The sequence below is a fragment of the Streptomyces sp. NPDC041108 genome, assembly GCF_055592645.1.
The window spans coordinates 32140-55969 of the sequence record NZ_JBVIYK010000016.1 but is presented as its reverse complement, the minus strand read 5'-3'; the positions used below and the strand labels follow the sequence as shown (position 1 = coordinate 55969).

At 72.1% G+C, this 23830-nt stretch carries 15 protein-coding genes, 1 tRNA gene and 1 pseudogene; 2 read left to right on the top strand and 15 right to left on the bottom strand.

The annotated features are described in order from the left end of the window. Positions 1 to 119: 119 nt before the first annotated feature. Positions 120 to 313 (top strand): annotated as a pseudogene (locus tag ACZ6BB_RS33490) (tyrosine-type recombinase/integrase); the annotation flags it as partial. A 47-nt stretch (positions 314 to 360) separates the two neighbouring features. Here ACZ6BB_RS33490 and ACZ6BB_RS33485 read toward each other — a convergent pair. The 12 genes from ACZ6BB_RS33485 to bldG form a co-directional block, all read right to left on the bottom strand. Then, a tRNA-Thr gene (locus ACZ6BB_RS33485) sits at positions 361 to 434 on the bottom strand. A 121-nt stretch (positions 435 to 555) separates the two neighbouring features. Then, the gene (locus ACZ6BB_RS33480; RefSeq protein ID WP_471618877.1) at positions 556 to 2142 is read right to left on the bottom strand and encodes an alpha/beta hydrolase; all 1587 of its coding nucleotides are present in this window, start codon (positions 2140 to 2142) and stop codon (positions 556 to 558) included. Between the two features lie 118 nt (positions 2143 to 2260). Continuing rightward, positions 2261 to 3466 (bottom strand): DNA polymerase III subunit delta', encoded by a 1206-nt coding sequence (locus ACZ6BB_RS33475; RefSeq protein ID WP_471618876.1) that lies wholly within the window; start codon positions 3464 to 3466, stop codon positions 2261 to 2263. Positions 3467 to 3739: 273 nt separating this feature from the next. After that, positions 3740 to 7114 (bottom strand): dTMP kinase, encoded by a 3375-nt coding sequence (gene tmk, locus ACZ6BB_RS33470; protein WP_471618875.1) that lies wholly within the window; start codon positions 7112 to 7114, stop codon positions 3740 to 3742. Between the two features lie 220 nt (positions 7115 to 7334). After that, positions 7335 to 10184, bottom strand: coding sequence for a type I DNA topoisomerase (gene topA / locus ACZ6BB_RS33465; RefSeq protein ID WP_471618874.1), 2850 nt, complete (start codon positions 10182 to 10184; stop codon positions 7335 to 7337). A 309-nt stretch (positions 10185 to 10493) separates the two neighbouring features. Beyond that, the gene (locus ACZ6BB_RS33460; protein ID WP_471618873.1) at positions 10494 to 10691 is read right to left on the bottom strand and encodes a hypothetical protein; all 198 of its coding nucleotides are present in this window, start codon (positions 10689 to 10691) and stop codon (positions 10494 to 10496) included. A 99-nt stretch (positions 10692 to 10790) separates the two neighbouring features. Further along, on the bottom strand, positions 10791 to 13085 hold the full coding sequence (locus ACZ6BB_RS33455) for a serine/threonine-protein kinase (RefSeq protein WP_471618872.1): 2295 nt from the start codon (positions 13083 to 13085) through the stop codon (positions 10791 to 10793). 328 nt (positions 13086 to 13413) lie between these two features. After that, positions 13414 to 14946, bottom strand: coding sequence for a DUF7059 domain-containing protein (locus ACZ6BB_RS33450; RefSeq protein WP_471618871.1), 1533 nt, complete (start codon positions 14944 to 14946; stop codon positions 13414 to 13416). Positions 14947 to 15193: 247 nt separating this feature from the next. Continuing rightward, a complete protein-coding gene (locus ACZ6BB_RS33445; RefSeq protein ID WP_471618870.1) occupies positions 15194 to 15787 on the bottom strand; it encodes a small secreted protein in 594 nt (197 codons plus the stop codon). 260 nt (positions 15788 to 16047) lie between these two features. Then, a complete protein-coding gene (locus ACZ6BB_RS33440) occupies positions 16048 to 18453 on the bottom strand; it encodes a sodium-translocating pyrophosphatase (RefSeq protein WP_471618869.1) in 2406 nt (801 codons plus the stop codon). A gap of 333 nt (positions 18454 to 18786) precedes the next feature. Beyond that, positions 18787 to 19221 carry an ATP-binding protein gene (locus tag ACZ6BB_RS33435; RefSeq protein ID WP_471618868.1) on the bottom strand — a complete coding sequence of 145 codons (435 nt, stop codon included), beginning with the start codon at positions 19219 to 19221 and terminating at the stop codon, positions 18787 to 18789. A 106-nt stretch (positions 19222 to 19327) separates the two neighbouring features. Continuing rightward, the gene (bldG, locus tag ACZ6BB_RS33430; RefSeq protein ID WP_005475923.1) at positions 19328 to 19669 is read right to left on the bottom strand and encodes an anti-sigma factor antagonist BldG; all 342 of its coding nucleotides are present in this window, start codon (positions 19667 to 19669) and stop codon (positions 19328 to 19330) included. Positions 19670 to 19752: 83 nt separating this feature from the next. On the opposite strand from bldG, the gene ACZ6BB_RS33425 reads away from it, so the two are divergent. Then, positions 19753 to 22227, top strand: coding sequence for a DEAD/DEAH box helicase (locus ACZ6BB_RS33425; protein WP_471618867.1), 2475 nt, complete (start codon positions 19753 to 19755; stop codon positions 22225 to 22227). A gap of 226 nt (positions 22228 to 22453) precedes the next feature. On the opposite strand, the gene ACZ6BB_RS33420 is transcribed toward ACZ6BB_RS33425, so the two are convergent. The 3 genes from ACZ6BB_RS33420 to ACZ6BB_RS33410 all read right to left on the bottom strand — a co-directional run bounded on the left by ACZ6BB_RS33420 (position 22454) and on the right by ACZ6BB_RS33410 (position 23641). Further along, on the bottom strand, positions 22454 to 22864 hold the full coding sequence (locus ACZ6BB_RS33420; RefSeq protein ID WP_471618866.1) for an Rv3654c family TadE-like protein: 411 nt from the start codon (positions 22862 to 22864) through the stop codon (positions 22454 to 22456). Between the two features lie 185 nt (positions 22865 to 23049). Further along, a complete protein-coding gene (locus ACZ6BB_RS33415; RefSeq protein ID WP_471618865.1) occupies positions 23050 to 23481 on the bottom strand; it encodes a TadE family type IV pilus minor pilin in 432 nt (143 codons plus the stop codon). Beyond that, positions 23468 to 23641: a DUF4244 domain-containing protein gene (locus ACZ6BB_RS33410; RefSeq protein ID WP_199845522.1), complete on the bottom strand. Its 174-nt coding sequence runs from the start codon at positions 23639 to 23641 to the stop codon at positions 23468 to 23470. The genes ACZ6BB_RS33415 and ACZ6BB_RS33410 overlap by 14 nt, the downstream gene beginning before the upstream one ends. Between the last annotated feature and the right edge of the window lie 189 nt (positions 23642 to 23830).

Below are 23830 nucleotides of genomic sequence, written 5' to 3'. Positions count from 1 at the left end.
GGGGGTTAATGTTTTGGGGGGGAAGAACACCCCCTTCCTTTGTCGACGGGGAAGGAAAGAACCCCGAAACAAACACAACCGCCGGGGGGGGGCCCCCCCCGGCCCCCCCCGACCGCCGCCTGGGTGTCGACAGCGTGAGCATCATGGAGACCTCCGGCGCACCCAGATCAGCCAGACCCGCCGATACCTAAAGGGCCGCTCGCATCTCTCCAAGGACGCCATGCGCCAACCCGCGTCTGAGACCACAACTGAGACCGGGGACAGCCGGGTGGCCCGCGCCCGCCGCATCCGCATCCGCATCCGCATCCGCTAAAAGCAAAAGCCCCAGGTCACGGCGAGTGAGTCCTGAGGCTTCCACAGAGCCGCCTTCGGGATTCGAACCCGAGACCTACGCATTACGAGTGCGTTGCTCTGGCCATCTGAGCTAAGGCGGCGCGCTGTCTGCACTATGGTGCGGTCAGCAACGTCGGTAAGTCTACACAGTTTCCCGAGTGCTCCGAACCAGGGATCGGAGCACCTGGGGGGCCCCGGGAGGGCCGTCTCGGTGGTCGGTGCTCAGGACGCTGAGCAGCGCATTCCGTCGGCGGGGGCGGTGCCGCGGAGCAGGTAGGCGTTGATCGCGGAGTCGATGCAGGCGCTGCCTCGGCCGTAGGCGGTGTGGCCGTCGCCGTCGTAGGTGAGGAGGCGGGCGGAGGAGAGCTGGGAGGCCAGGCCCCGGGCCCAGCGGTAGGGGGTGGCGGGGTCCCGCGTGGTGCCGACGACGACGATCGGGGCGGCGCCCTTCGCCTCGATCCGGTGCGGTCCGCCCGTCGCCCGCACCGGCCAGTACGCACAGTTCAGGGAGGACCACGCGAGCGCCCGGCCGAACACCGGGGACGCCTTCTCGAACCGGGGGAGGGCGCGTTCGACCTCCTCGGGGCTGTTGTAGGCGGCGGGAAGGTCGAGGCAGTTCACGGCCGCGTTGGCGTACATCAGGTTGGAGTAGGTACCGGCGGGGCCGCGTTCGAAGTAGCTGTCCGAGAGGGCGAGCAGACCGGCGCCGTCCCTCTTTCCGACCGCCTCGGTGAGGGCCTGGCGCAGCCGCGGCCAGGCTCCCTCGTCATACATCGCCGCGATCACGCCCGTCGTGGCCAGGGACTCGCCGAGCCGCCGGCCGTCGGCGTCACCGGTCCGCAGCGGTCGTGCGTCCAGCCGCGCGAAGAACGCGCGCAGGTTCTCGCCGACCTGCGCCGGCGTGCTCCCCAGCACACAGTCCCGCCGCCCCACGCAGTCCTTCGCGAAAGCCTGGAAGGCCGTATCGAACCCGGCCGTCTGCTCCTGGTTCAGCCGGCGGGCGGGCAGGGAGGGGTCCAGCGCGCCGTCCAGCACCAGCCGGCCGACCCGCTCGGGGAACAGCTCCGCGTACGTCGCCCCGAGGAACGTCCCGTACGAGGCGCCCACATAGGTCAGCTTCTCGTCGCCCAGCACGGCCCGCAGGATGTCCATGTCCCGGGCCGCCTCGACCGTGGAGACGTGCCGCAGCAGCCGCGGCGCCCGCTTCCCGCATCCCTCCGCGAACCGCTTGTACGCCGCGACCAGCTTGGCCGTCTCCCCCTTGCCGTCCGGGGTGAGGTCCGTCTGCGTGTACCTGTCCATCTGGCGTCCGGTGAGGCATTCCACCGGCTCGCTGCCGGCCACGCCCCGCGGATCCACCGCCACCATGTCGTAGCGCGCCCGCACCTCGGCCGGGTAGCCGATGCCCGCGTACCCCTGCACGTACCCGACCGCCGACCCGCCCGGCCCGCCGGGGTTGACCAGCAGCGAGCCGAGCCGCTCACCGGGGCCCGTCGCCTTCCGCCGCGAGACGGCCAGCCGGATGTCACCGTCGTCCGGTTTCGCGTAGTCGAGGGGCGCTTTCATCGTGGCGCACTGGAAACCGGGGATCTCGCAGTCGCGCCAGCGCAGCTTCTGCCGGTGGTACGAAGCCGGTACCGGCGGTGTCGCCCGGGGCTGCGCGCCGAGGCCCGGGCCCCCGTCCGCCACCCTGGCCGCCGTACTGGAACCGCCTGAGGAGCAGCCCGCGACGAGCAGCGCGGCGGCAGCGAGCAGCGCGCCGCCGGCCCGCAGGGACCGGTTCGGCCGGGAAGTACGCCTGGTGTGCATCTCGCGAGGGTAACCAGAACCACTCAATTGATCACGAATGGCAACGAATGCGCCTCGTACGAGTGACGCGGTCAACCGAACGCGCCGACCCGGCCCAGCCGGCCGCGCCGCCCGTCCGTCATCCGGCCCGCAGCGCCATCGTCATCGCCTCCACGGCTAGCAGCGGCGACACGTTCCTCTCCAGCGCCTCCCGGCAGGCCGCGATCGCGTCGATCCGCCGCAGGGTCGACTCCGGTGTGCCGCCCCGCGCCATCCGCTCCAGGCTGTCCCGCACCTCGACGTTGGCGAGCGCGACCCGCGCCCCCAACTGCAGGGCCAGCACGTCCCGGTAGAACCCCGTCAGCTCGGTCAGCGCGAGATCCAGGCTGTCCCGTTGGGCCCGCGTACGCCGCCGCTTCTGCTTGTCCTCCAGGTCCTTCATCACCCCGGCCGTACCGCGCGGCATACGTCCGCCCTGCACCCCGCCGAGCGCCGCCTTCAGCTCCTCGGTCTCCTTGGTGTCGACCTCTTCGGCCAGCTGCTTCGACTCCTCCGACGCGGCGTCCACCAGCTCCTGCGCGGCCCTGAGGCACCCTCCGATGTCCTCGACCCGCAACGGCAGCTTCAGCACGGCGGCCCGCCGCTCCCGAGCCCGCGGATCGGTGGCCAGCCGGCGGGCCCACTCGATGTGTCCCTGGGTGGCCCGGGCAGCCAGCGCGGCCGCCTCCGGCTCGATGCCCTCCCGCCGTACGAGCATGTCCGCCACCGCGTCCACCGACGGGGTGAGCAGCCCCACATGCCGGCAGCGCGAGCGAATGGTCGGCAGCACGTCCTCCAGCGAGGGCGCGCACAGCATCCACACCGTCCGGGGGGCGGGCTCCTCCACGGCCTTGAGCACCGCGTTCGCCGACTTCTCGTTCAACCGCTCGGCGTCCTCGACGAGGATCACCTGCCAGCGCCCGTTGGCCGGTGAGGTGTACGACTTCCGCACGGTGTCCCGCATGTCGTCGGCCAGGATCTGCGTACCCACCGCCGCCACGGTGCTGACATCGGCGTGGGTCCCCACCAGTGCCGTATGGCATCCGTCGCAGAACCCGCACCCGGGGCTCCCCCCGAGGGCCCGGTCCGGGCTCACGCACTGCAGCGCCGCCGCGAACGCCCGCGCCGCCGTCGTCCGGCCGGAGCCCGGCGGCCCGGTGAACAGCCACGCGTGCGTCATCTTCGACGCCTCCGGAGGCGTCGTGCCCGTCGTCGCCGCCGTGACGATCGCGTCGGCGTCCCGGGCGGCGGCGTCCAGCTGCGCGCTCAGGCGCTCCTGCCCCACCAGGTCGTCCCACACGGCCATGACCCACCGCCCTCCGTCTACGACACCGCTCCGCGCCCCATTGTGCGCGACCCCACCGACAACCCGACCCGGCACCGCTCACCGACGCGGCACCGCTCACCGGGGCCGGACCGCGCACGCCGGACCCCGCACGCCGGCCCGCGCACGCCGAAGCGACGCGGGAGACCCGCACGAGCGATGCCACGCCGCGCAGCGCTCCGCCCCGGCGCAGAACCCTCACGGCGAACAGGCAGTCAGTCGCCGCCTCCCGCGCCCGGGGACCGTCGGCTCAGCTCACCGCCGCCGACGCCGCCAGCCCCGCCCCTCGCCGGTGTCGTCCTCGTCGTGCGACCCGAGCAGTTCGTCGGCCAGCGTGGGCAGATCGTCCAGCGGCGTCTCCTCGGCCCAGTCCGACCGGGGGCGGCGCCGCGGCGTCCCCTCCTCGTCGACCTGCGGAAGCTCGCGCGTGCGCCCCTCAGCCCCGTCGGGCGCGGGCCGCTCGTCCCGGAAGTACCCCGGCGGCACCCGGTCGTCCCGCACCGGAGGCAGCACAGCCGTCTCGTCCGCCGCGCCCGGAGGCACCGGCGGCAGCACCGCGGTCTCGTCCTCCGCGGCCGCCCCCGACGGCGGTACCGGCGGCTTGGGCAGCTTCGCCGTCGTCTCGGAATCCGCCCCACCGGACGAACCCGCAGAGCCCGCGACGCCCGCGGCACCCGCCGCACGCGAAGACCCGGACGCCCTCGGCGAACCAGCCGCACCCGGCCCGTCCTCCCGCACCGGAGGCAGCACAGCCGTCTCGTCCACGGGCCCACCCGACGCGTTCGTCGGCGTCACGAACGGCGTGGCCACCGTGACCGCGTCATCGCTCCCGGAACCCCGGCCGGAACCACCGCCGGAGCCCCCACCGGCCGGCTCACGTCCAGCGCCCCGCTCGGCCTCCGCGGCCCGCCGGGCAGCCGCGGCCCTCTCCGCCTCGGCCCTGGCCTCCTGCTCGGCCTCGGCCGCGCGCTGCGCCTCGGCGCGCTCCGCCGCGACCCGTTCCGCCTCGGCCCGAGCCGCCCGCTCGGCCTCCGCCGCGGCGGCCACCCGTCGCGCCTCCTCGGCCCGGAGCAGCGCCTCCTCGGCCTTCCGCTGCTTCTCCATACGGAGCGCTTCCGCCTCCGCCCGCAGCCGCTGCTCCTCCGCGGCCTGCTTGCGGCGCCGTTCCTCCTCGACCCGCCGCCGTTCCTCCTCCGCGGCACGGGCCTTCTCCTCCGCGAGGAGCCGCGCCTGCTCCTCCTCGGCACGGCGACGCGCCTCCTCGGCCCGCTGCCGGGCCTCCTCCGCCTGCCGCTCCGCCTCGCGGCGCTGAGCCTCCTCCAGCTCGCGCCGCTTGCGCTCCTCCTCCTCGGCCCGCAGCCGCGCCAGCTCCTCCTGGCGCTCCCGCTCCAGGCGCTCCTCCTCGGCCTTGCGCGCGGCCTCCTCCTCGGCCTTGCGCCGCGCTTCCTCCTCGGCCTTGCGCCGGGCCTCCTCCTGCGCCCTCACCTCGGCCTCGGACAGCGGCAGCATCACGTCGAGCCGAGCCCGGACCACGGTCGTCACCGCTTCCGGGTCCTGCGCGGCGTCGACGACCAGGTACCGTCCGGCGTCCGCGGCGGCCAGCGTCAGGAAGCCCGCCCGCACCCGCTCGTGGAACTCCGCCGGCTCCGACTCCAGCCGGTCCGGCGCCTCGGTGAACCGCTCGCGCGCGGCCTCGGGCGACACGTCCAGCAGCACGGTCAGATGCGGCACGAGCCCGTCGGTCGCCCACCGCGAGATCCGGGCGATCTCGGTGGGTGAGAGGTCGCGCCCGGCCCCCTGGTACGCCACGGACGAGTCGATGTACCGGTCGGAGATGACGACGGCGCCCCGCTCCAGCGCGGGCCGCACCACCGTGTCCACGTGCTCGGCGCGGTCGGCCGCGTAGAGAAGCGCCTCGGCCCGGTGCGACAGCCCGGCGCTCGACACGTCCAGCAGGATCGACCGCAGCCGCTTGCCCACCGGGGTGGCCCCCGGCTCCCGCGTCACCACGACCTCGTGCCCCTTGGCCCGGACCCACTCGGCGAGCGCCTCGACCTGGGTGGACTTCCCGGCCCCGTCACCGCCCTCCAGGGCGATGAAGAACCCCGAGGCCGCGGGTGCCTGCACGGGATCGTCGCCCTTCAGCAACGCGTCCCGCAGATCCTGCCGCAGCGGCACCCCGGAACGGTCGTCGACCTTCGCCAGCACCAGCGCGGCCACCGGCAGCAGCAGCGCCCCCACCAGCATCAGCGTGAACGCCGCACCCCCGTGCGCGAACACGAACTTCCCGCTCTCCAGCCGGTGCGGCCCGATGGCCGCCGCGACCAGCGGCGCCACGAGCGCCGCCACCGCCACGAACACCCGTACGACGGCGTGCAGATGCTCGGTGGTCCGCGCCCGCCGGAAGTCCTCGGCCTCCTGGTCGAGCAGTGTGTGGCCGGTGTTGGCGGCGATGCCCGCGCCGACGCCGGCCAGCCCCAGGATCAGCACCACGCTGGTGACATCCGGGGTCAGGCCCGCGGCGAGCAGCGCGACACCGGTGAAGGCGATCGCGAGGGCGAGCAGCCGGCGCCGGGACAGCGAGGGCAGCACGGACGGCGCCCGCCGGATGCCGACGCCCACACCACCGGTCACCGCGGCGACGAACAGCCCGAACAGCACCGGTCCGCCGCCCAGGTCCTTGGCGTGCAGCACGGCGACGGCGACGACGGCGGCGATCGCACCGGCGACCGCACCGCACGCCGGCACCAGGAGCGGGATCGCACCCGTACGGCCCTTGTCCACACCGGTGCCGGTCCTGGGCCGGCGCAGCCCCTCCAGCGGCGACCGCGCGCGGGGGGTGCGCGTCCTGGGCAGTTCGAGGAACGTCACCAGGGACAGCGAGGCGGCGAACAGCCCGGCGGCGACATAGGAGGCGAGCGCGGCCTGGTGCTGCCCGAACCAGTCGAGCCCCGCACCCAGCAGGTTGTTGAGCAGCGACGCGACGACGAGGACGACGGCCGCGAGAGGCACGGCGACGAATGTCGTGCGCAGTGCCAGGCGCCGCAGCGCGTCCATGTGGTCCGGCAGCGGCCGTACGGTCGCGCCCTCCAGCGGCGGCGCGGGCAGCAGCGCGGGCGCCGCGCTCTCCCGGCAGACCGTCCAGAACCGCTCGGCGACACCGACCACGAACGCGGTGACCAGCAGCACGGCCGGCGCGTTGTCCGGCGTCCAGTCGATCCACAGGGGCGCGACGATCAGCAGCAGCACCCGCACCCCGTCCGCGCCGACCATGGTCCAGCGGCGGTCGAGGGGGCCCTCCTGCGCGGTCAGGGAGGTGAGCGGCCCGAGGAGTACGGCCCCGAACAGCAGGGTCGCGAGGGCGCGCGTACCGAAGACGGCGGCCACGGTGAGCGCGACGCCCCGGTATCCACCGCCGAAGGAACCCTCGGCGATCGCCGCCTGGAAGGCGAGGAGCACCAGCACGAACAGGGCGAGGACATCGCCCACCCCGCCCACGAGTTGTGCGCCCCACAACCGTTTCAGCTGCGGCCGGCGCAGCAGCGCCCGTACGGCGCGCTCCCTGGAGTCGGCTGCCAGGGCGTCATCGGGGGCCGGGTCGTGGGCCGTAGGCTGCTCGGCTCGCATCATGCTTTCAGCCTATCGGCACGCACCGACACCCAGAAGCAGCGCCCGAACGCACGCACGGCGCATGACCAAGTCACACGAAACGCACACATCCGACGAGGCGAAGGCGGCCACTTCCGGCCACCGCCGAGCACGGGCACCCCGTCAGGGGCGCGGGGAACCGCCCGACAAGCCACGAGCAGCCCACAGCCGCGAACTCATCCAGCCCCGCACCCCCGAGCTGCTAGGCGCCGTCCCCGGAAGCCGCAGCCTTCTTCGCGGCCACCTTCTTCGCCGGAGCCGCCTTCTTGGCCGCGGCCGTCTTCGAAGCCGCCGTCTTCTTCGCGGCGGCGGTCTTCTTCGCCGGCGCGGCCTTCTTCGCTGCGGTCTTGGTCGCCGTCTTCTTCGCCGGCGCCTTCTTCGCCGTCTTCTTGACGGGACCCTTCGCCCGCTTCTCCGCGAGCAGTTCGTACCCGCGCTCGGGCGTGATCGTCTCCACGCTGTCCCCGGACCGCAGCGTCGCGTTGGTCTCGCCGTCGGTGACGTACGGCCCGAAGCGGCCGTCCTTCACCACGACCGGCTTCGCGCTGACCGGGTCCTCGCCCAGCTCCTTCAGCGGCGGCTTGGCGGCGGCCCGCCCGCGCTGCTTGGGCTGGGCGTAGATCGCCAGCGCCTCTTCAAGGGTGATCGTGAAGAGCTGGTCCTCGGTCTGCAGCGAGCGCGAGTCCGTGCCCTTCTTCAAGTACGGCCCGTACCGGCCGTTCTGCGCGGTGATCTCCTGGCCCTCGGCGTCGGTGCCGACCACGCGCGGCAGCGACATCAGCTTCAGCGCGTCGGCCAGGGTCACCGTGTCCAGCGACATCGACTTGAACAGCGAGGCCGTGCGCGGCTTGACCGCGTTCTTGCCGGTCTTCGGGGTGCCCTCGGGGAGCACCTCGGTGACGTACGGGCCGTAGCGCCCGTCGCGGGCGATGATCTGGTGGCCCGTCGCGGGGTCGGCGCCCAGCTCGAAGTCGCCGCTCGGCTTGGCGAGCAGTTCCTCGGCGAGTTCGACGCTCAGCTCGTCGGGAGCCATGTCCTCGGGCACGTCGGCCCGCTGATGTCCTTCCGCGTCCTTCTCACCGCGCTCGATGTACGGGCCGTAGCGCCCGACGCGCAGCACGATGCCGTCGCCGACGGGGAACGACGACACCTCGCGGGCGTCGATCGCGCCCAGGTCGGTGACCAGTTCCTTCAGCCCGCCGAGGTGGTCCCCGTCGCCGTTGCCGGCCTCGGCCGCCGTGCCGCCGGGGGCCGTGCCCTCGCCGAAGTAGAACCGCCTCAGCCACGGCACGGCCTGGGCCTCACCGCGCGCGATGCGGTCGAGGTCGTCCTCCATCTTCGCGGTGAAGTCGTAGTCGACGAGCCGCCCGAAGTGCTTCTCCAGCAGGTTGACCACGGCGAAGCTCAGGAAGGACGGCACGAGGGCCGTGCCCTTCTTGAACACATAGCCCCGGTCGAGGATGGTGCCGATGATCGACGCGTACGTCGACGGGCGGCCGATCTCGCGCTCTTCGAGCTCCTTGACCAGCGACGCCTCGGTGTAGCGGGCCGGGGGCTTGGTGGCGTGCCCGTCGACCGTGATCTCCTCGGCGGAGAGCGCATCGCCCTCGCCGACCTGCGGCAGCCTGCGCTCGCGGTCGTCGAGTTCGGCGTTCGGGTCGTCGGCGCCCTCGACGTATGCCTTGAGGAAGCCGTGGAAGGTGATCGTCTTGCCGGAGGCGCTGAACTCGGCGTCCCGGCCGTCGGAGGCGGTGCCGCCGATCTTCACCGTGACGCTGTTGCCGACCGCGTCCTTCATCTGGGAGGCGACCGTCCGCTTCCAGATCAGTTCGTAGAGCTTGAACTGGTCGCCGGTCAGACCGGTCTCGGCGGGCGTGCGGAAACGATCGCCCGAGGGCCGGATCGCCTCGTGCGCCTCCTGCGCGTTCTTGACCTTCCCGGCGTACGTCCGCGGCTGGGCCGGCAGGTAGTCGGCGCCGTACAGCTGGGTGACCTGGGCGCGGGCGGCGGCCACGGCGGTGTCGCTGAGCGTCGTGGAGTCCGTACGCATATAGGTGATGAAGCCGTTCTCGTACAGCTTCTGCGCCACCTGCATCGTCGCCTTCGCACCGAAGCCCAGCTTGCGCGAGGCCTCCTGCTGGAGCGTCGTCGTGCGGAAGGGGGCGTACGGCGAGCGGCGGTACGGCTTGGACTCGACGGAGCGGACCGCGAACCGGGTGTTCTCCAGGGCGGCGGCCAGCGCGCGGGCGTCCGTCTCGTCCAGGTGCAGGATGTTCGCGCTCTTGAGCTGCCCGAGCGAGTCGAAGTCACGGCCCTGGGCGACCCGGCGGCCGTCCACGGACTGCAGCCGGGCGACCAGGGACGACGGGTCGGAGGCGTCGCCCGCGCGGCCGGTCGCGAAGGTGCCGGTCAGGTCCCAGTACTCGGCCGAGCGGAAGGCGATCCGCTCGCGCTCCCGCTCCACGACGAGCCGGGTCGCGACGGACTGGACGCGGCCCGCCGACAGCCGCGGCATGACCTTCTTCCACAGGACCGGCGAGACCTCGTAGCCGTAGAGACGGTCGAGGATGCGGCGGGTCTCCTGGGCGTCGACCAGCTTCTGGTTCAGCTCGCGGGGGTTGGCGACGGCAGCCTGGATCGCGGCCTTGGTGATCTCGTGGAAGACCATCCGCTTGACCGGGACCTTGGGCTTGAGGACCTCCTGGAGGTGCCAGGCGATGGCCTCGCCCTCGCGGTCCTCATCGGTGGCGAGGAAGAGTTCGTCGGACTCCTTCAGGAGATCCTTGAGCTTCCTGACCTGCGCCTTCTTGTCCGCGTTGACCACGTAGACGGGCGCGAAGTCATGCTCGACGTCCACGCCGAGGCGGCGCACCTCGCCGGTGTACTGCTCGGGCACCTCCGCGGCGCCGTTGGGAAGGTCGCGGATGTGCCCCACGCTCGCCTCGACGATGTAGCCGGGGCCGAGATAGCCCTTGATCGTCTTCGCCTTGGCAGGCGACTCGACGATGACGAGTCGGCGGCCGCCCTTCGCGGTCTCGCTGGTCGGGGACAACTTCGCTCTTCTCTCCGGTCGACGCTGGGTCTCCCCAGGCTGGCGTCCCGGGGCGGGCGCCCCCGGAGGCCGTAGCCGCGCACGGGGCTCGGCGGCCGGCCCGGGGGTCGGGTCGTGCTGACGCTGCGGAGTGTGACGGTACATCCCGCCCCCGTGTCAAACGGGAAAAGCCCGCAACGGCCACTCGAACGGTAACCCGACTACCGCCATTCCTGCCGCCCGGCGTGTGCGGCGACCCGTTCGGGGAGTATGCGGAGCGTCACATCTCGTTACCCCGCACGCTCGTCTGCCCCGGCTGCCCGGCCCCTCTCAGACTCGGGTGAGGCACCACGCGGCGAGCACGAGAGCGGTGACCGCCGTGCCGCTGGCGAGCGACGCCGACAACGCGGGGCGCACCCCTTGGGCGACCGGCTCACCCCGGCGCAGCCGCGACACGGTCCACAGCAGCAGCGCGCCCCCGAACAGGGCGAACACCACTCCCACGAAGATCGCCGGTCCGCTCTCCATGTCCCGTCCTCCCACCCCTCGACCACCCCGGGACGGGAGGCTGGCACGGACGGGCGGCGGGCGCGCGAACCCGAGGTGAACGCGAGGCGTACCGTGCCCTCAGACCGAGCCGGGCGTGCGTATCTTCCCGGTCGTTTTCGACACGTCGGCGTTGCGCACCGTGCACACCACCTTGCTGAAGCCCTTCTTCCATTCCTCCTTGTCGGACACCCATCCCGACACGATCAGGTCGGTGCCGGGCGCCCAACTCGACTCGAACCTGTTGGTGCACAGCTTTCCGCCTTCGGCGAGGGCGCCGTCGAAGGTCATGTTGGCGGGAGCCTGGACCGATCCGACGACCTGGTCGGTGTGCGCTTCGGCACAGTCGGTCAGCGGAGCGTCGTATCCCTCGTCGTCCTCCCTGGTGGTGTAGTCCCAGCAGTCGCCGACGGCCATCTGCGTGGGCCACAGGTTCATGCCCACGTCCCGGAGCCGGCCCACCTCGCCGCCGATCGGGACGTGCTTGCCGAGGACGAGGCACGCCGTACCGCCCTTGGCCGTGGTGAAGCCCTCCTCCGACGGGACGAGCGCGTAGACCCCCGCGTCGGGCAGGGCCTCGGCGATCGTGTCCGCCTGGGCGGCGCAGCGGCGCGCGCCGCCGGCCTTCGCGTCGGCGTGGTCCGACGCCCTCTCCACCGCCACGACCTGGCCGTCCGGCCAGTCCTCGGCGCAGTCGACCACTCCGAGGTCGGGCACCGAGTCGAACGCCGTGCCCGTCCAGACCGCCTTCACGCAGTCCCCCACCTCCAGCGGCTTCTTGAGGGCGGCCCGCTCGCCGTAGGGGTACTCCGAGCCCGGCTGCGGCTCGCGCTCCTTGGACGTGTCGGAGCGTTCGGTGTCCTGATCGTCCGAGAAGTTGACCGCGGCCCAGGTCCCGCCGCCCGCCACCAGCAGCACGGCGACCACGATCCCGACGATCGCCGCCGCGGGCGTCTTACGCCGGGGTCCACCGGGCGGCGGTCCCCCGGCCGTGACGGTCGGGAACCCCGCGTTGCCGGGAGGCGCGGCCGCGCCTCCCCCGTAGGGCGTGGGGCCGCCGCCCCCGTACGGGTTGTAGCCGCCGTAGGGTCCTCGCGGCTGCTGCCCCTGCTGCCACGGGTCGTACCCGGCCGGGCCGCCCGCCGGAGTGTGCGGGGTGTTCGGCGCGGCGGGTGACGCGCCGGGGGTGTGCGGGGCTCCGGGCGTCTGCGGCGCGTACGGCGTGTGGGGTGCGCCCGGTGTGTTCGGGGTGTACGGCGACTGGGGTGCGCCCGGCGTGTTCGGGGTGTACGGCGACTGGGGTGCGCCCGGCGTGTTCGGGGTGCCGCCGAGGCCGTGCTGACCGGCGGCCACGTACCCGGGCGGCGCGCTCGCCACGTACCCCGGAGGCGCACCGGCGGTTCCGTGTCCGCCGGGCGTACCCGGGGTGCCGGGCGTGGCGGGGGCCGGGCCGAAGGCGCCGGGCGCGGACGCGGGGGTGGCCCCCCAGCCCGGCGGGGCCGGTTCGCCGCCCGCTCCGGTCACCCGCTGCAGTCCGCGTGCCACCGCCTCCGGCGACAGCCGGCGCACCGGGTCCTTGATGAGCAGTCCGTGCAGGACGGGGGCGAGTTCACCGGCGCGGACGGGCGGTGTCGGTTCCTCCCCGAGCAGGGCCGTGAGCGTCGCGTACTCGCCGTGCCGGTCGAAGGGGCCGCGGCCCTCCACCGCCGCGTACAGCGTGGCGCCGAGCGAGAACAGGTCGGCGGCCGGGGTGGGCGGCTCGCCCCGCGCACGCTCCGGCGCCAGGTATCCGGGGGTGCCGAGGATGCCGGCGGTCGCGGTGAGCCGGGGCTCGTGGGACTCCGGCTGGAGGGCGATGCCGTAGTCGGTGAGCAGCACGCGGGCGTAGAGGTCGCCCGAGGCGTCGGCGGCCAGCAGGATGTTGGCCGGTTTGACATCGCGGTGCAGGATGCCGATCCGGTGGCCCGCGGTGAGGGCGTCGAGGACGGCGAGGCCGATGCGGGCGACCTGCTCGGGAGCGAGCGGCCCCCGCCGGCGTACGACCGCCTGGAGGTCGATCGCGTCCGGCACGTACTCCATGACGATCCACGGCAGGCCCTCGTGCAGCACCACGTCGTGGACCGTCGCCACATGCGGGTGTCCGCGCAGCCGCGCGGCGTGCCGGGCCTCGCTGCGGGCCCGTGCGATGCGTTGGGCGGGCTCGGTGGCGTCGAGCGGGACGTCGGGCAGGGAGATCTCCTTCATGGAGACCTCGCAGGCCAGCTCCTCGTCGTACGCGAGCCAGACCCGGCCCATGCCGCCCGCGCCCAGGGTGCGCAGCAGCCGGTACCGGTTGTTGATGATCCTGCCCTGGCCCTGCTCCGGCTCCCCAGCCATCGCGACCCCCCCGATCCCCCAGAGACAGCGCGTGCCTCCCCCGAGGACACGTCGAATCCGTCTCTTGAAAATAGCTTCGCACGCACCACTGACAGGAGCACTTTTACGGATCAATTCAGTCACAAGGAGAACATGCGCCCCAGGAATGCGTATACGCCCCACAGGTCACGGGAAAGGGCACCGCGCGAGGCACCGGTACGGTCACCGGACGGTCCGGAAATCGTCACCGGGCGCGCGAGCCCGGCGCGGCAGCGGCACGGCGAAGGCAGCAGCAGACAACAGCGGCAGCGGCAGCGGCAGCGGCAGCGGCAGCGGCAGCGGCAGCGGCTCACCGGAGCGGTTCGAGGAACCCCTGTTCGACGAGGAGCCGGATCTGGCCGGGCGTCCGGTCGCGCAGCGCCACCGCGTCTTCGCCGACGAGCTGGGCGATGGCGTCCAGAATCCGCCCCGCGCTGAGCGTGCCGTCGCACACACCCGCGAATCCCGCGCCGACCGTGTCCACCTTCGTGGCCCGGCGCATACCCCGGTTCTGACGCAGCACCACATGCTCGGGGTCCTCGGCGCCGGGCATCCCGACCTGCTCCTGGACGACCTCGGTGGTCAGCCGGAAGTGTGCGGCGAGGAGCGCCGCGTCGTCGTTCGACCGCAGGTAGTCGACGCGCGCGAAGTGCTGCCGCACGGCCTCACCGAGCGGCTGTTCGACCGGATGCGGCCACTCCTCGATGGTGATCGAGGGCGCGGCATCCGCGGCCGCCGCCTTCCGCAGCGTGATCCACCCGAACCCGACGCCCTTGACCTTCCGCGTCTCGAACTCGTCGAGCCACGCGTCGTACCGCGCCCGGTACTCGGCCACGTCACCGCGGTGGTCGCCCGCGTCCCGCAGCCACAACTCCGCGTACTGCGTGACGTCCTGGACCTCCCGCTGCACGATCCACGCGTCGCACCCGCGCGGCACCCACGACCGGAGCCGCTCCTGCCAGTCCTCCCCCTCCACGTGCTGCCAGTTGGCGAGGAACTGCGCGAACCCGCCCTCGTTCAGCCGCTCCCCCGACTGCGCGACGAGTGTGCGGCACAGATCGTCCCCGCCCATCCCTCCGTCGCGGTAGGTCAGCCGCGCACCCGGTGAGATCACGAACGGCGGGTTGGACACGATGAGGTCGTACGTCTCGTCGGCCCGGACCGGCTCGAACAGGGAGCCCTGGCGCAGATCGGCCGCCGGTGCACCGGAGAGCGCCAGCGTGAGCGCCGTGATGTGCAGCGCGCGCGGGTTGAGATCGGTGGCGGTCACGCGCGTGGCGTGCCGCGTGGCGTGCAGGGCCTGGATGCCGGAGCCGGTCCCGAGGTCGAGCGCGGAGCCGACAGCCGTCCGTACCGTGATCCCGGCCAGGGTCGTGGACGCGCCACCGACCCCCAGCACCACACCCTCGTCCCGGCTTCCGATCCCTCCGGCCCCGCCGACCGCGCACCCCAGGTCGGACACGATGAACCAGTCCTCGCCCTCGGGACCGCCGTACGGCCGTACGTCGACGGCGGCGGCGATCTCGTCGCCGTCCGCACCGGCGGGAACGAGCCAGCCGCTCTCGACGCACGCATCGAGCGGCAGCACGGCCTCCACCCGCGCGCGGGGAACCGCCTGTTGCAGCAGGAACACGCGTACGAGCGCCGCCAGCGCCGTGTCCCCGCGCGTCGCCCTGAGCGCCGGCACGACCTCACTGCGCGCCAAGGCCGCGTACGCGGAGGCGCCGAGCAGCTCGAGAAGCCCGTCGGCGGTGAATTCGGCACCGATCAGCGCCTTCCGAAGCCGCACAGCGACATCGGGCCGGTCGGCGGAGGGCAGGGAAGACAGCCTGGAGTCACTCACACCGCCCAGCGTAGTCGCGCATCGCGACGCCGCTCGGCTGCAGACGCCCGCGCCGCCGACGACCGGGCCGCGCCGACGACCGAGCCGCCGCGGGCGCGGGGACCGGCAGCCGCGTCAACGCACCGCGTCCTGCCGCCGGGCGTCCCTCCGCCGGGCGTCTTGCCTCCGGGCGTCCTGCCTCCGGGCGTCCTGCCGCACCGGGTCCGTACAGCCGCAGCCCTTCAGCCGCGGTCGGGGCGGACCCCGCTCAGCCCTGGCTCGACGTAGCCGGCGCGGACGCGGCCCCGGAGGTGGTGGCGGACTTGCAGCTCTGCTGCTCGGCCATCGCCTGGCCCACCTCGCCCTGCTCCAGCTCCTTCAGCGCGTTGCTCCCGGTCTTGCTGAGCTTCTCCAGCTCGGTGGCGACGTCTTCGAGGCCGTCCGCGAACTTCGCCTGGTCCTTGGTGTTCAGCGCGTCCGACTTCTTCTTCAGCTCGCCGTAGGCCGTGGACAGCTCGTTCAGCTCGGCGACAGCGGCCTTCTGCTTCTTCGCGCCGTCCTCGACATCGGGCGCCCCGGCCCGCTGAATGGCCGTCGCCATCGCCTTGTACGCATCGGAGATGTCCTGGAAGCCCTGCGAGTCGGCCTTCTGCACGTCCGCCGGAGCGCTGTCGTCCGACGTCTCTTTCTGGATCGAGGCGTTGGCCGCCGCGATCTTCCTGATCTGCGGCTGCACGGAGTCACAGACCTGCTTGGCCCAGGAGTTCAGCTTGTCGTTCGTCTTGTCGTCGCTGCTGCAGCCGGACAGCGCCAGTACCAGTACCGCACCGCCGGACAGTGCGGCAGCGAGCTTCTTGTTCACCGGATCGGTCCCTTCCGTGGCTCTCGGCCCCGGAACATACACGCCACATGGGTGGCACCTGTGTGCCGAGCACCCCCAGTGCACCCTTTTGTAACCATTTGCACCAAGAGAGAGAAGGCTCACGGAGAACAGGCGGCATGGACGAAAGCGGGCGGGCGACGCGTCAACACGCGTCGCCCGCCCGCCCTTTGAGCTGGGCCCTCACAGGTCCGGGCCGGTACACGGCCCGGCACTCGGTCAGGAGGCCGGTCCGAGGCCGGCTACGAAACCACCGCCGGGTCCGCCGAATTGGCCACCCGCTCGGCGTTGCCCTCATCGCCCACGGCGATCCCGCGCCGCTTGGACACGTACACCGCTCCGACGATCACGGCGATCGAGACCACCGAGATGGCGACACGCAGCCCCACGCTCTTGTTCTCGCCGTAGCTGAACTGGACGACAGCGGGCGCGATGAGCAGCGCGACGAGGTTCATCACCTTCAGCAGCGGGTTGATGGCCGGTCCCGCCGTGTCCTTGAACGGGTCGCCCACGGTGTCACCGATGACGGTCGCGGCATGCGCCTCGCTGCCCTTGCCGCCGTGATGGCCGTCCTCGACTAGCTTCTTGGCGTTGTCCCACGCACCACCGGAGTTGGCGAGGAACACCGCCATCAGCGTGCCCGTGCCGATCGCGCCCGCGAGATACGCGCCCAGCGCGCCGACCCCGAGCGTGAATCCGATCGCGATCGGAGCCATGACGGCGAGCAGACCGGGCGTGGCCAGTTCCCGCAGGGCATCCTTGGTGCAGATGTCGACGACCCGGCCGTACTGCGGCTGCTCGGTGTAGTCCATGATCCCGGGCCGTTCGCGGAACTGCCGCCGCACCTCGTAGACCACCGAACCGGCCGACCGCGCGACCGCGTTGATCGCCAGACCCGAGAAGAGGAAGACGACCGCGGCGCCCGCGACGAGCCCGACCAGGTTGTTGGGCTGCGAGATGTCCATCATCAGGTTCATGGGCGCGCCTTCGCCGGAGACCTTCTCGCCGACGTCGTTCGCGGCCGTGAGGATCGCGTCGCGGTACGAGCCGAAGAGCGCGGCGGCCGCGAGTACGGCCGTGGCGATGGCGATGCCCTTGGTGATGGCCTTGGTGGTGTTGCCGACGGCGTCCAGGTCGGTGAGCACCTGCGCGCCCGCGCCCTCGACGTCACCGGACATCTCGGCGATGCCCTGCGCGTTGTCGGAGACCGGCCCGAAGGTGTCCATGGCGACGATGACGCCGACCGTGGTCAGCAGGCCGGTGCCGGCCAGCGCCACCGCGAACAGCGCGAGCATGATCGACGTACCGCCGAGCAGGAACGCCCCGTAGACGCCGAGACCGATCAACAGCGCGGTGTAGACGGCCGATTCGAGTCCGATGGAGATACCGGCGAGGACGACGGTGGCCGCGCCGGTCAGCGAACTCTTGCCGATGTCCTGCACGGGACGCCGAGTGGTCTCGGTGAAGTAGCCGGTCAGCTGCTGGATCAGCGCTGCCAGCACGATGCCGATGGCCACCGCGAGGACCGCGAGGACCCGCGGGTCGCCGTCGTGGCCGGCGATCGCCGTGTCCGTGACGCCTTCGAGGTCGGCGTACGACGACGGCAGGTAGGCGTAGACGGCGACGGCGACGAGGACCAGCGAGATCACCGCGGAGATGAAGAAGCCGCGGTTGATGGCGGACATTCCGCTGCGGTCGCTGCGGCGGGGCGCCACCGCGAAGATGCCGACCATCGCGGTGAGCACGCCGATCGCGGGCACGATCAGCGGGAACGCGAGCCCGGCGTCGCCGAACGCGGCCTTGCCGAGGATCAGCGCGGCCACGAGCGTCACGGCGTACGACTCGAAGAGGTCGGCCGCCATGCCCGCGCAGTCGCCGACGTTGTCGCCCACGTTGTCGGCGATGGTCGCGGCATTGCGCGGGTCGTCCTCCGGAATGCCCTGCTCGACCTTGCCGACCAGGTCGGCGCCGACGTCGGCGGCCTTGGTGAAGATGCCGCCGCCGACACGCATGAACATGGCGATGAGCGCGGCTCCGAGACCGAAGCCCTCCAGCACCTTGGGCGCGTCGGCCGCGTAGACGAGGACCACGCAGGACGCGCCGAGAAGCCCGAGCCCCACCGTGAACATGCCGACGACGCCGCCGGTGCGAAATGCGATCTTCATCGCCTTGTGCGAGACGGCGGTGAGATCCTTTTCCGGCTCGCCTTCCGCCGGTGTCGCTTCCCGGGCCGCCGCGGCGACGCGCACATTGCTGCGCACGGCGAGCCACATACCGATATAGCCGGTGGCCGCCGAGAACGCCGCGCCGATCAAGAAGAAGACCGAGCGTCCGGCGCGCTGATTCCAGTCGTCCGCGGGCAGCAGCATGAGCAGGAAGAACACGACGACGGCGAATACACCGAGCGTGCGCATCTGCCGTGCCAGATAGGCGTTGGCGCCTTCCTGGATCGCCGTCGCGATCTTCTTCATGCTGTCGGTGCCCTCGCCCGCCGCGAGCACCTGGCGTACCAGGACCCCGGCGACGGCGAGCGCGGCCAGGGCGACGAAGCCGATCACCAGAACGATGATCCGGTTGTCGTCGGTCAGTACCGCGGCTGCGAAGTCCGTGGTCTGGTCAAACCTTTGAGGGGTAGAAAGCCCCGCCATTCGTCCTCCTTGACGCTTGGGCTGAGCTCAAGATGTGGACGGATTGTAGGGAGGAGATCCTGATCAAAACAGTGCACGGCAAGCGGAATTGTCCTTCACATGCCCACCAGCAAATGATCCGCGCACGACCACGCTACTCGAAAGAAGTAACGCCTCAAAGGCATTGACGCTTGATCAATTATCGCGTGAATGATCGTGAATTACTTCACGAATTCCGGTGTTCCGATGAACGGTGATCGGAATAAAAGCCGGAGAAACGCGAAGGGCCCTGCTCAGCAGGGCCCTCGGCGGTACTACTTGAAGTTGAGAAGATCGGAGCGTTCGGGGAAACGATCAGGGCAGTACGGCGACCGACGGTGTCGTCGGCCAGGTCATGCGGATCAGTCCGCCGTTCTCCCCCGCCGAGACCTCGACGTCGTCGACGAGACCGCTGATCACCGCGAGGCCCATGTCGTCCTCCTCGATGTCGGCGTCCACGTCACCACCGGCGCCCGACGACTTGTCACCGGGCACGGCGTGCGGCGCCTCGTCGCCGACCTCGATGGAGAACTGCTTCTCCTCCTCGATCAGCGACACCTGCACCGGCGCCGAGATGCCGCCGCTCTGATGCAGTCCGACGGCACGGGTGCACGCCTCGCCGACGGCCAGCCTGACCTCGTCGAGAACGGCCTCGTCCACTCCGGCCCTGCGCGCCACCGCTGCCGCCACCAGTCGGGCGGTCCGGACGTGCTCGGGCAGCGCGCTGAAGCGGAGTTCAACGGTGGCCATGCATCCCCCTCGGAACTACGGGCGTGCGGTCGGAGGGCCGGGCCCACGGGCCCGGTCCCCCTCACTTGTCTCTTGCCGTACCGGGCGCCGGGCCCGGCGGGCGCGATCAGTCGGTGGCCGCCACCGCTTCGTCGACCGAGGTGTGAATCGGGAACACCTTGGTCAGACCGGTGATGCGGAAGATCTTCAAAATCCGCTCCTGGTTGCACACCAGACGCAGCGAGCCCTCATGGGCCCGTACGCGCTTCAGGCCGCCCACCAGCACGCCGAGCCCGGTGGAGTCGAGGAAGTCGACGCCCTCCATGTCGACGACGAGGTGGAAACTCCCGTCGTTGACCAGCTCGACCAGCTGCTCACGCAGCTTGGGCGCGGTATAAACGTCGATTTCGCCACCGACCTCGACGACCGTACGATCGCCGACAGTACGGGTCGACAGGGACAGGTCCACGGATCCTCCAGCACCTTGCTATCGAGCGTTCGCCCCTCGGGACACCTCGGCTTGAAAGCCCCCGGGACGGTTCGCCAGCCGCGATGGCATTCAATCACTTACCGGCAGGCGTGCACGACGCCTTGGCTCCATTGTCCGTCACGCCGGTGACACACTCGATGCCGATGGCCAAGAATCACCGATCCGATCGATCCCCGACGGACACCGCTTCCAGCCCCTCGCCGGGCACGGTCCTGGACCGGCTCGCCTCGGGGCCGAGCCGGGCTTCGCGCATCACTCATACGGAGCATGTGCCCCCACGTGCGGGCCGCCATGCCGTCTGGCCCGACCGGATCCGGCCGGAAGTGCTCGCCGCCGTCCAGGCCGCCGGAATCGAACATCCCTGGGCCCACCAGGCACGCGTCGCCGAGCACGCGCTGGACGGCGAGTCGGTCGTCGTCGCCACCGGCACCGCCTCGGGCAAGTCGCTGGCCTACCTCGTCCCGGTCCTGTCCTGCCTCCTGGACGGCTCCGAGGCCCCCAACGGCCGCGGCGCGACGGCGCTCTACCTGGCCCCCACCAAGGCCCTAGCGGCTGATCAGCGGCGTTCTGTGAAGGAATTTTCACAACCTCTGGGAAACGCCGTCCGCCCGGCCGTGTACGACGGCGACACCCCCGTCGAGGAACGCGAATGGGTGCGCCAGTACGCCAACTACGTCCTCACCAACCCCGACATGCTCCACCGCGGCATCCTCCCGTCCCATCCCCGCTGGTCCTCCTTCCTGCGCGCCCTGAAGTACGTCGTCATCGACGAGTGCCACACCTACCGGGGCGTCTTCGGCTCCCACGTCGCCCACGTCCTGCGCCGCCTCCGCCGTCTGTGCGCCCGCTACGGCGCCGAACCCGTCTTCCTGCTGGCCTCCGCCACCGCCGCCGAGCCCTCGGTCGCCGCCCGCCGCCTCACCGGCCTCCCGGTCACCGAGGTCGCGGACGACGCCTCACCCCGCGGTGAACTGGTGTTCGCCCTCTGGGAGCCTCCGCTCACCGAACTCCACGGCGAGAAGGGCGCGCCGGTGCGGCGTACGGCGACCGCGGAGACGGCGGACCTGCTGACCGACCTGGTCGTGCAGGGCGTGCGCTCGGTCGCCTTCGTACGCTCCCGGCGCGGCGCCGAGCTGATCTCCGTGATCGCCCAGGAGCGCCTCGCGGAGGTCGACCGCTCCCTCGCCCGGCGCGTCGCCGCCTACCGCGGCGGCTACCTCCCCGAGGAACGCCGCGCCCTCGAACGCGCCCTTCACTCCGGCGAACTCCTCGGCCTCGCCGCCACCACCGCCCTCGAACTCGGCATCGACATCTCCGGCCTGGACGCCGTCCTCATCGCCGGCTATCCGGGCACCCGCGCATCCCTGTGGCAGCAGGCCGGCCGCGCCGGACGCTCCGGCCAGGGCGCCCTCGCCGTCCTCGTCGCCCGCGACGACCCACTGGACACCTTCCTGGTCCATCACCCCGAGGCCCTGTTCGACCAACCGGTGGAATCGACCGTCCTCGACCCCGACAATCCGTACGTCCTCGCCCCCCATCTCTGCGCCGCCGCCGCGGAACTGCCCCTCACGGACGAGGACCTCCCCCTGTTCGGACCGGCCTGCGAGGAACTGCTGCCGCAGCTGGAGGCCGCGAAGCTGCTCCGCCGCCGCGCCAAGACCTGGCACTGGACCCGCCGCGAGCGGGCCGCCGACCTGGCTGACATCCGGGGCCAGGGCGGACGCCCCGTCCAGGTCGTCGAGACCGGCACGGGCCGGCTCCTCGGCACGGTCGACGCGGGCGCCGCCCACACCACCGTGCACGAGGGCGCGGTCCACCTGCACCAGGGCCGTACGTACCTGGTGCGCGAACTGGACCTCGACGACTGCGTCGCCCTCGTCGAACAGGCCGACCCGCCCTATTCCACCGTCGCCCGCGACACCACCGCCATCTCCGTCCTGGAGACCGACACCGAAGTCCCCTGGGGCGCCGGCCGCTTGTGCTACGGCTCCGTCGAAGTCACCAACCAGGTCGTCTCCTTCCTCCGTCGACGCCTCATCACCGGTGAGGTGCTCGGCGAGTCCAAGCTCGACCTCCCTCCTCGTACGCTGCGCACCCGCGCGGTCTGGTGGACCGTCACCGAGGACCAGCTGGAGGCGGCCCGGGTCGGTCCCGAGATCCTCGGCGGCGCCCTCCACGCCGCCGAGCACGCCTCGATCGGCATGCTTCCCCTCTTCGCGACCTGCGACCGCTGGGACATCGGCGGCGTCTCCGTCCCGCTCCACCCGGACACCCTGCTGCCGACCGTCTTCGTCTACGACGGCCACCCGGGCGGCGCGGGCTTCGCCGAGCGCGCCTTCCACACCGCGCGCGCCTGGCTCACCGCCACCCGCCAGGCCATCGCCTCCTGCGAGTGCGACGCCGGCTGCCCGTCCTGCATCCAGTCCCCCAAGTGCGGCAACGGCAACGACCCGCTGCACAAACGGGGCGCCGTACGCCTGCTGACCGAACTGCTCCGGGCAGCCCCCGACACTCCCCCGGCGGACCGGACGCCTTGAGGCACCGGGGGACGTCGGAGTTCGGGCGGGATCAGTGAGAGGGCCCCCGGGGCGGGCTCCGAGGGCGGAGTCTCGGGGCGGACCCGGCGCCCGCCCTGGGTGTTGTGCGGCCCCTGACCGCTCGGGCCCCATGGCGGCCCGCAGGACCACCCGCCGTGTGGGTGACCCGCGGTTTCCCGGTCGCACCCTGCGGAGGGCCTGGACGGCCCTTCAGCGGCCTCCAGCCCTACCCTGAGGCTCTTGAGCCTGGTGGGGCCAGTGAGCCGGGTGCGGCCGGTGGGCCCGCCCTGGCCCTGGCCTCGGCGGTGAGGGGCCCCATGTCCGAGACCGCCGTGACGTCCGAGATCTCCCCCTCGACCTCGCAACGCACGAGTCTGCCGCCCTGCGCCCCCACCACCCGTTCCGCCGTCGCACAGGCCCCCGCGCTGCCCTTCATCCAGTGATCGGCGGCGGCGAGGGCCGCGAGGTCGGCCGCCGCGGCGGCCTGATGCCGGATCACCACGGCCTGCCCCAGCGCGAGTACGGCACCGAACACGGCACACAGGGCGGCGATCGCACCGACGGCCCAGACGGTCGCGGATCCCCTGTCCGCCCGGAGCGCCCCGACCGATCCGACCGACCGGACCGACTTGGCCAAACGGTCCGACTCGGCCAAACGGTCCGACTTGGCCGTACAGCCCGACGTGATCAACGCATACGACCGATCCGACCGATCCGGCCTATTCAACCGATCCGACTGATCCAACCGATTCGGGCGATTCAGGCGATTCGGCCGAATCGGCCGGGCGGCCCACGACCGCCCGTCGAACCACGAGGACGCGCTCACCCGGCCCCCACCCCCTCCGTACTGGCCGCCCCCACCGTCTCCTCCGCCAGCGCCACAGCCGCATGGCTCACGTCGATGCCCAGTCCGTCCGGCCCCGGCACCGGGGCCGAGACCACGACCCGGACGAGGTCGCCCTCCCGGCGTACGGTCACCTCCGCGCCGTCGGGCGCCGTGTTCCGGGCGGTCGCCACGACCGTGGCCGACGGGTCCTGCCGGGCTGCCGCCCGTGCGCCGGCCCGGGCAGCGTCCACCACCTGGATCTGCGCGCAGGCGGCGAACAGGCCCCACATCAGCGCCGTCGCGACCAGCAGCATCCCGGGCAGCACCATGGCCGCCTCGGCCGTCACGAACCCGCCGTCACCACCCAGCGCCCCGCCGTGCCGACGCGGAGCGCGCCGACGCGGAGCGCGCCGCTCAAGCCCCGCCATTGAGGGCCCGCCCGACGATCTGCTGCAGCTCCTCCTGGACCTGCCCGCTGGTCACCACCTTGTAGAGCACCGCGGCGAAGGCCACCGCCGCGATGATCCCGACCGCGTACTCGGAGGTCACCATCCCGGCGTCCCTCCGCGCCGCCCGCACCCTGCACATCACGGCACACACGAACCGAGCGCAGACCACCTCCCCCGCCGCCTTCACGGACCCCAACGTCCTCGACGACTCCGACTTCGACGACTTCGACGAACTGTTCATCCCAACCCCCGTGAGGTTTTGTTGTCTTGCTTGCCGGTGGCCACCGACGGCCACACATTTGCTGCTGATCACTGCCGACCACTACTG